Here is a 2,010-nt window from a genome sequence, read left to right as displayed (position 1 = left end):
CGCCGGCGCCCGCCCGGCGCGGCCCGCAGGGTCGGGGGCGTTGTCGGCGCGGCCCGCACGGTCTGGGGCGTCGTTGGCGCGGTTCGCACGGTCTGGGGCGTCGCCGGCACGCGCCGACGTCCGCCCGGATGCGGCCCGCGCGACCTGCGGAGAGTGACCGAGGCGCGGGCGGGGCCATCCGCGGCTTGCCTTCCACGACGGTCGGGAGGACAATGGCGCTGACTTCGTAACTTCGCGTGAAAGGACGTTCATGCCAGCGCTCACCGACCTTCCCAACATCGGTTCCCGCGCCGCTGAGCTGCTGCGCGCCGTCGGCATCGATGACGCCGCCCAGCTGGCGGCGCTTGGCGCCGAGGAGGCGTGGCTGCGCCTGCAAACCGTCGACCCCGGCGTGTGCCTCCATCAGCTCCAGGCGCTCGAGGGCGCGGTGCTCGGCATCCCGAAGGCCCAGCTGAGCGCCGAGCGCAAGACGGAGCTCAAGGCCTTCGCCGCGGCGCACCGACCGGCGGGAGGCGCGCGATGAGGGCCGTCATCCAGTGCGTCAGCGAGGCGCGCGTGACCGTGGGCGGCGCGGTGACCGGCCAGACGGGCCCCGGCTTCCTCATCCTCCTCGGTGTGGGCCAGGGCGACACCGAGGCCGAGGCCGACCGCCTGTGGCGCAAGATCGCGCGGATGCGCGTGTTCGACGACGCCGACGGCAAGACCAACCTGAGCCTGGCCGACATTGGCGGCGGCGTGCTCGTGGTGAGCCAGTTCACCCTCTACGCCAACTGCCGCAAGGGCAACCGCCCCTCGTTCACCGATGCGGCGCCGCCCGACGTGGCCGAGCGTCTCTACGAGTACTTCGTCGGGCTCGTGCGCGCGGACGTGTCCGAGGTGGGCACGGGCGTGTTCGGCGCCATGATGGACGTGGCGCTCGTCAACCGCGGCCCGTTTACCGTCTGCCTGGACACCGATCAGCTGTAGCGCGGCCCCTGCGCGCAAATTCAGACGGTTTTGCACTCTCCCGTGCGTACGATTGGGCCGGATGACTAGCGGTGCGGACGTAAAACCCCAGGTCGCGATTTTCGGGGTAGGCGAAAAGGCGCGCATCATGCTCGTTGGGGAGTGCAAAACCGTCCGAATTTGCAGGAATCGCCCCCAAACTCATGGCGAGGGGGCGCGGGGCGCGGTGCTGCAGAGGGGAGGGGCCGCCCGGGTGCGGTATCATGGGCGCTCGTGAAGGCGGCGAGGAAAGGAAGGGCGCCATGCGAAAGACAGCGGCGATCATGCTGGGGGAGGGCTTCGAGCCTGTGGAGGCCATCGCGCCGGCGGACGCGCTCAGGCGCGCGGGCGTGGCGGTGACGCTCGTCTCGACGATGGGCGAGGCGGTGGTGGAGGCCGCCCACGGCATCCGGGTGACGGCCGACGCGCTTGAGGTCGACGTTGACCTGGGGGCGTTCGACTTGCTGGTGGTGCCGGGCGGCTCGCTCGGCGTGGAGAACCTGGCCAAGAGCGACGCGCTGGCCGCCGCGCTGCGTGAGCGCATGGCCGGCGGCCGACTGGTGGGCGCCATCTGTGCGGGCCCGACCATCCTGGCTGACCTGGGCCTTCTGGAGGGCCGCCGCGCCGTGTGCTACCCCGGCTGCGAGGAGGGCTTCCCGGCCGGCGCGTACCAGGCGGGCGTGGACGTGTGCGTCGACGGCGGGCTGGTCACGGCTACGGGCCCCGGCAAGGCGCTCGACTTCGGCATCGCGCTCGTGCGCGCGGTGGCCGGCGACGCCGTGGCCGATGAGGTGGCTGCGGACATGCTGATGGCCCGCTAGCAGCGCACGAGGCGGACGGGGGAAGACGTGGAGGGCAGGAGGGTCGCGTGCGACGCGCGTGACGCGAGGCCGTCGGCGGAGGACGCGGAGGCGGGCCCGGAGCCCTCGACCGGTGACGTCTCGGATGCCGCGAGCGTGGGCGCGGGCACGCCCGACCGGGCGCCCCGGCCGCCCGCACGTCGTGCGCGGCGCATCGCGCGGCGGG

Annotated in this window: 3 protein-coding genes; all 3 read left to right on the top strand. The window is 73.0% G+C overall.

The features are described from left to right. The first annotated feature begins 250 nt into the window (after nucleotides 1-250). The 3 genes from D1643_RS10720 (at nucleotide 251) to D1643_RS10710 (ending at nucleotide 1,805) form a co-directional block, all read left to right on the top strand. The gene (locus tag D1643_RS10720) at nucleotides 251-523 is read left to right on the top strand and encodes a TfoX/Sxy family protein (RefSeq protein ID WP_160710598.1); all 273 of its coding nucleotides are present in this window, start codon (nucleotides 251-253) and stop codon (nucleotides 521-523) included. Continuing rightward, on the top strand, nucleotides 520-966 hold the full coding sequence (dtd, locus tag D1643_RS10715) for a D-aminoacyl-tRNA deacylase (protein ID WP_160710597.1): 447 nt from the start codon (nucleotides 520-522) through the stop codon (nucleotides 964-966). Before D1643_RS10720 ends, dtd begins: the two co-directional genes overlap by 4 nt. A gap of 281 nt (nucleotides 967-1,247) precedes the next feature. Beyond that, entirely contained in the window at nucleotides 1,248-1,805 is a 558-nt protein-coding gene (locus D1643_RS10710) for a DJ-1 family glyoxalase III (protein WP_160710596.1), read from the top strand. Nucleotides 1,806-2,010: the final 205 nt, after the last annotated feature.

The organism is Enterorhabdus sp. P55 (genome assembly GCF_009911695.1).
GTDB lineage: Bacteria > Actinomycetota > Coriobacteriia > Coriobacteriales > Eggerthellaceae > Enterorhabdus.
The sequence above is the reverse complement of the archived record's forward strand: the minus strand, read 5'-3'. Positions and strand labels throughout refer to the sequence as shown.